We start from the raw sequence: 6138 nt of genomic DNA, 5'->3' as shown, positions 1-6138 counted from the left end.
CAGTCGGCGAAAATGTCGGCGTCGGTGATGTCGAACATTTGGACGATCGCAAAGAATGGGACATCGCTGCCAATAAAGGGATGGCGAAACCCTTTATCGATGTGTTACCCGAAAAATTCGATACTCAGTTGGGAAAATGGTTTAAAGGTGGTCAAGAACTATCGGGTGGACAATGGCAAAAGATCGCCCTGGCAAGAGCTTTTATGCGATCTGATGCAGATATTCTAATTTTAGACGAACCAACGGCGGCGATGGATGCTGAAGCGGAAATGAATATCTTCAATCATTTTCGATCGCTCACTCAAGATCGGATGGTAGTCCTGATTTCGCATCGCTTTTCGACTGTCAGAATGGCAGACAAAATCGTCGTGATGGCTAATGGTGAAATTATCGAACAAGGTTCCCACGCGCAATTATTACAAGCTGGGGGACGGTACGCGCATCTATTCTCGCTCCAAGCCGCCGGTTATCAATAATTAGTTGATAGTTGATAGTTGATAGCTAATAAATTCCCCTAATTTCCTTAAGGAAATTGGGGATATAGTATTAATGCTCGGTATTCAATATTCGGGACTAGATCGATCGTTAGGATCTGATTACTCACATCTTGCACCAATACATGGGGACTAGTAAAAGCGGAGATCTGGGGATACCCACAAGGGGCACTCCTACAGGTGAATTGTAGTTAGGATGGGGATTTAAACTCCACCCGAACAACCCAATTATCAATTGTAAATTATCAATTATCAATTAATTTAACGAGTGCGGCGGATGGTGTTGTTGACAGTCGTACCGTTGTTTTGGTAGGTATTGTTACGATTGCCAGCAACATCAGTAGCTTGACCGTTAGCAACGGAAGTACTAGTGGTAGAAGTATTACGGCGACCGGTTTGAATGTTGCTCACGCCAGTAGTATTCTTTTGAGTAGTAGTGTTGCGATTGCCAGTGACGATCGAGCTTTGATCGTTGCTAATAGTGGTCATGGTATCGCCAGCATGAGCGGGGAGTGACAAACCGACAGTTGCCAAGCTTAAACCAATAACCAGGATAGATTTAAAGTTCATAATTGAGAATTCCAAGTAAGTAAATAAGTAAAGTAAGTGCAGTTACAAGTATCTAAATTTGCGGTTGTAAATGTCGTGTCCCACCACAACCGCAAAGAGCTGATTAGCGTGTGCGGCGGATGGTGTTGTTGACAGTAGTACCGTTGTTTTGAATAGTTGTGTTGCGATTACCTTGGACATCCACAGCTTGACCGCTAGAGATCGAAGTACCAGTGCTGCTAGTAGTGCGACGACCAGTTTGAGAATTGCTGACACCAGTGGTGTTATTTTGGTAAGTGCTGTTGCGATTACCCGTGATAACTGCGCTTTGAGTATTACCAATTACGGTGGCAGTATCGGCATGAGCGGGAAGCGACAAGCCCAATGTAGCGAAGCTAAGACCGACAACGAGGATAGATTTGAAGTTCATGGTTGAGATTCCTAAATAAGTAAATAAGTGAGTCGATCGCAATTAAAAAATGTCAAAACTTGTGGCTGCAAATAAAGTTGTTTGCAACCGCACTAAAGATGATTAGCGAGTGCGACGGATCGTGTTGTTGACACTGGTACCATTGTTTTGAATGGTGGTGTTACGGTTGCCAGAAATATCTGTTGCTTGACCGTTGGAGATGGAAGTCCCAGTGTTGCTAGTAGTGCGGCGACCAGTTTGAGAATTGCTGACGCCAGTGGTGTTATTTTGGAAAGTGTTGTTGCGATTACCAGTGACGATCGTGCTTTGATTGCTATCAACAACAGTCGCGGTATCAGCATGAGCCGGGAGAGATAATCCGATAGTAGCGAAGCTGATGCCGACAATGAGAATAGATTTGAAGTTCACGATCGATATTCCTTAGTGACTGAGTTGTTAACGATTTACTTATGCTGGAGACTACAAATCTTTTTGACTAATTCCGTAAAACTTCGAGATATAATTTCAACTTTAATCTGAGTTTTGACGGTATTAACTAGAGTATGTATTGTGTCTGTTGCGTTCATACTGATAACTACAGATCGGGATATTCGTTTTCCAGGAATATTGCTGATTAAAATCAAAAATATCCTCAGATCGCGCTGAAACCCATATAACATCAGAAATTATTTGTGTTGTCCGATCGACAAAAATGCAAGTTTTGTTGCGACGGTGAAAGTTTCGATCAATAACAACCAAGCTTTGTCAATCGTTATTTGCTACCGATCGGGCATCATAAATAAAAATAGGGAGAATGTGATGAATAGTGAAGATAGAAAGAAGATTGATACTTGTAGGCAAAAACTAGCAGAGGTTTTATATCGGAATATGCCCACGGAAGAACTCGATAATTTTGAGGAGATAGAATCAGTTATTGGTGCTGGAGATGTGGAGTCAGCCGTTAAAAAAATGGGGATGAGGGTCAAATGATCGGGTGCTCGTTGGTCAGCAGCAAAGGTAAATCAGATTTTAAGCTGGTGTTGCGCCTAGTTTACAGCATTGCTCAAAATGATTAGAATTTAGATCTCCTAGACCTAATTCCCATGGCTAAATTTTACGCCCAACTAGACGCCAAACTGTGTGAATTTATCAGCCAGCAACAGCTCTTTTTTACCGCGACTGCCCCAATCGACGGACGCATTAACCTGTCACCCAAAGGGATCGATTCGTTTCGGTGTCTAGATTTCGATCGAGTTGCCTATTTGGATCTCACTGGCAGTGGCAACGAAACAGCCGCACATCTACATCAAAATGGGCGGATGACGATGATGTTCTGTAGCTTCACTGACAAGCCGTTAATCTTGCGGCTCTATGGCAAAGGTGAAGTTGTGAGTCCTGGTAGTTCACAGTGGGATCTGCTCATCGATCGATTCACCGATCTCCCTGGCAAACGTCAGCTCATCTTGTTGCAGCTAGAATCAGTGCAGACATCTTGTGGTTATGGCGTGCCCATCTACGAACTTCAGACCGAACGCTCGACTCTGCTCGATTGGGCAACTACCAAAGGGACAGAAGGCGTGAGCGCATATCAACACCAAAAAAATCTCACGAGCATTGATGGATTACCGACTTATTTGGAGTAGCGGCAGTCAGCAGACTCTTGAGATCGCGACTTGTGAACAGACGTAAATCTTCACCTTGGGACGGAACATTATCTATCGAGATCGAGACAACTGCATTAGTTATAACTGGCTCTCGAATTGCCTTTATCAAAGCAATTAGTAGCGGATTGCTAGAATACTATCTGTTGAGGATGGGAGAAGTGCTATAATCCCGAACAATAAATAAGTATATACACTCAGTCACTCTCGATCGATACTCGATCATTCTTGACTGGCGAATTGTCTGTAATTGTTACAGCATCGCAGATAGCCAGCACAGCTTGTTGCTAGATGGGAGCTGAGAACCAATTTTATTTCATACCAAATTACCGATTTAAAAAAAACATGCTCGGCAAGTATTCGCATTTAGAAATTTTAGGTGGCGCGATCGGCTTGTCAGCGATCTGCGTACCGCTAGTTGCGGCTCAACTAATTTCCCCGCAACCAGCGACCTCAAAATCGCTATATGTGTCATATCCCCCCGCTGATTATCAGACTGCCTCCGATCGAATATTTTTGATCGGGAGCGCGCCAAGTGAAGGCAAAGTCTCAGTAAATAATAAGCCCGTCCCCCGCTCTCAAAAGGGACATTTTGCCTCAGTCTTCAATCTCAAGGTGGGCAAAAACACCTTCGAGGTCGATTATAAAGGTCAATCAAAAACGATCGTCGTCACCCGATCGGCAGCATCAAAAACTGATGCGCCCAAAGATAATTTTGCGCCCAATTCCCTAGAGCCGCAAGGCGATATGGCGCGGATGCCTGGAGAATTGGTCTGTTTTGGTGCTAGTGCGCCCACCAAAGCCAAGGTGCAAGTCAATGTCGCCGGACAGGATATTAAACTTCAAGAACAAACCAACGGCGTCGAGTTACCCGATAATAAAGCCGCATTAATCGATCGCAATCAACCCCAAGCGATGTACGGTGCTGGGCAGTATTTAGGCTGCGCGATCGCTTCCGCTGCTGCCGATTTGGGCAATCCCACCTATAAACTCGAAGTGGGCAATCCACCTACGACTGTCTCCCAAGCCGCTCCTGGTAAAGTCCAGATCCTCTCGCCTACCAATTTAGATATTGCGGAAGTAATCGTCGAAAGTGGGATTGTGCGCACAGGCGCGGGTTCTGATTTTAGTCGCCTGACTCCGCTACCGAAAGGCACTAGAGCCTCGATCACCGCCCGTCAGACTGGCAATAATAATGGTAAACAAACCAACTGGGTACGGCTCGATTATGGGGCTTGGATTTTGGCAGAGCAAGTCAAAATCACCACTGGAGCGACCATCCCACCTAAAACGATCGTCAAAAGCGTCACCAGTAAAGAACGTGACGGAGCCACCGATGTGACGATTCCGTTGCAAGTCCCCGTGCCAGTTACCCTCGAACAAGGCACAAATACCCTCACCCTGACGCTGTACAATACCACCGCGCAAACTGACATTATCCGCTTCAATGATAATCCCACCGTTTCGCGGCTAGATTGGAAGCAAACCAGCCCTGGGGTGGTGCAGTATGTATTTAACCTCAAATCAAAACAGCAATGGGGTTATAAGCTCAGATACCAAGGTAGTAACCTGGTGTTATCCCTCCGCCACCCACCCAAACTCGATAAAGGTAATCTCAGCAAACCCCTCGCTGGTACCAAGATCTTATTAGATCCCGGCCACGGTGGTAAAGATTCTGGCGCTCTCGGGCCGAATGGTGCGAGTGAAAAAGATGCCAATCTCTATGCTGCGAAACTTCTAGCCAACGAGCTAGCGATGCGCGGTGCGTCGGTATATCTGACACGGGAAGCGGATAAATTTATCGAATTGAGCGATCGTCAAACCATCATCGACAACCTCGAACCCACCCTCGCGCTCTCAGTCCATCACAACTCCCTCCCCGATGGCGGCAACCCCGACACCAAAGGTTTCTCCACCTTCTGGTACCACGCCCAAGCCCAAAGCCTTGCCATGTATCTACACAATTATGTGGTCAAAGATACGGGTCGGAATGCTTATGGCGTATTTTGGGATAATCTCGCGCTGGCTCGCCCTTCGGCATCGCCTTCGGTGCTGCTAGAGTGGGGTTTTATGAGCAATCCTGGCGAGTTTGAGCTAATTGCCAATCCCCAAGAACAGCAAAAAATGGCTAAATCGATCGCTGATGGTATTACCCAGTGGTTGCAGTCAGCATCAAATTAATTGCTTCAAGTCTGGCCGCTAAATTCGTCAGGGCAATCTTGACTATTTAGAATATGTAAGATTGGAGATTGTAACCAATCGAACTGTTGCACTAATTAGTCACAAAAATACACTGATTCCTGGAACCGATATTTGTATCGCTCCAGGTCAGTTAGATATAGTATCGATTCTGATAAATACGATCGATAGGTTAGAGTTATCCGATCGAGATTTATCATGGATTCATCCCGATTATGAGCATGAGTTTCAACGATCGCTAAAAAGTAACCAGAATTTAGTCGTGCAGGTAAATTCATGAGTTAATTCATTCGATCTACTTTCTGTTGCCGATCGATATTTGTGCAAAAGTCGCAAGCTTTGGTATACACAAGAAAATCGCGCTGAGAGTCATTTCTACTGTACATACATGGGCAGATCTGATAAGAATGGTAAGAAGTCGTTTCGATTTATTCGGCACTGGTCGCTTAAAGAATGAGTGTTAGAATGGGGCAGATCTATCGTCAATCGTTGTCTTGCTCGCATTCCTCTCATCGCCTCCGAAGCGGTAGGCGAGCGGCTCCTGCTGTTTAAGCTGACAATTCGTCTTTACAGGAATAGCAGGGGCAATTTATGCCCCTGCTATTCCTGTTTGAGGTGTTTTAAACTAATTTGAGATGAGAAGATCGCTAGGATTAACTAGAACTCAAATCCCAGGCCAAAATTTACCCCATTAATCGAGGCAAAATCAGTGTTGTAGTTGACTACTAGTGCTACATTTTCAAATAAATTGACATCGACACCGATCGTGCCTAAGATTCCGAATCTGGACTCATTATTACTATTAGCTCCAGAACTAAACTGTACC

7 protein-coding genes are annotated in these 6138 nt (G+C 45.1%); 4 read left to right on the top strand and 3 right to left on the bottom strand.

From position 1 onward, the window contains the following. On the top strand, positions 1-476 hold a 476-nt coding region (locus RMO27_RS14010; protein ID WP_309733519.1), incomplete at its 5' end, for an ATP-binding cassette domain-containing protein. A 279-nt stretch (positions 477-755) separates the two neighbouring features. Here the strand turns inward: RMO27_RS14010 and RMO27_RS14005 are convergent. The 3 genes from RMO27_RS14005 to RMO27_RS13995 all read right to left on the bottom strand — a co-directional run bounded on the left by RMO27_RS14005 (position 756) and on the right by RMO27_RS13995 (position 1881). Further along, positions 756-1064, bottom strand: coding sequence for a hypothetical protein (locus tag RMO27_RS14005; protein WP_309733517.1), 309 nt, complete (start codon positions 1062-1064; stop codon positions 756-758). Positions 1065-1167: 103 nt separating this feature from the next. Further along, a complete protein-coding gene (locus RMO27_RS14000) occupies positions 1168-1473 on the bottom strand; it encodes a hypothetical protein (protein WP_309733516.1) in 306 nt (101 codons plus the stop codon). A gap of 102 nt (positions 1474-1575) precedes the next feature. Then, positions 1576-1881, bottom strand: a complete 306-nt coding sequence (locus RMO27_RS13995) for a hypothetical protein (protein ID WP_309733514.1) — start codon at positions 1879-1881, stop codon at positions 1576-1578. A gap of 261 nt (positions 1882-2142) precedes the next feature. Between RMO27_RS13995 and RMO27_RS13990 the strand changes: the two genes are divergently transcribed. The 3 genes from RMO27_RS13990 to RMO27_RS13980 all read left to right on the top strand — a co-directional run bounded on the left by RMO27_RS13990 (position 2143) and on the right by RMO27_RS13980 (position 5294). Next, entirely contained in the window at positions 2143-2442 is a 300-nt protein-coding gene (locus tag RMO27_RS13990) for a hypothetical protein (RefSeq protein ID WP_309733512.1), read from the top strand. A gap of 113 nt (positions 2443-2555) precedes the next feature. Then, a complete protein-coding gene (locus RMO27_RS13985; protein WP_309733510.1) occupies positions 2556-3095 on the top strand; it encodes a pyridoxamine 5'-phosphate oxidase family protein in 540 nt (179 codons plus the stop codon). Positions 3096-3458: 363 nt separating this feature from the next. Next, positions 3459-5294 carry an N-acetylmuramoyl-L-alanine amidase gene (locus RMO27_RS13980; RefSeq protein WP_309733508.1) on the top strand — a complete coding sequence of 612 codons (1836 nt, stop codon included), beginning with the start codon at positions 3459-3461 and terminating at the stop codon, positions 5292-5294. Positions 5295-6138 lie beyond the last annotated feature (844 nt).

Source organism: Chamaesiphon sp. OTE_75_metabat_556 (assembly GCF_031378165.1).
Lineage (GTDB): Bacteria > Cyanobacteriota > Cyanobacteriia > Cyanobacteriales > Chamaesiphonaceae > Chamaesiphon.
The sequence above is the reverse complement of the archived record's forward strand: the minus strand, read 5'-3'. Positions and strand labels throughout refer to the sequence as shown.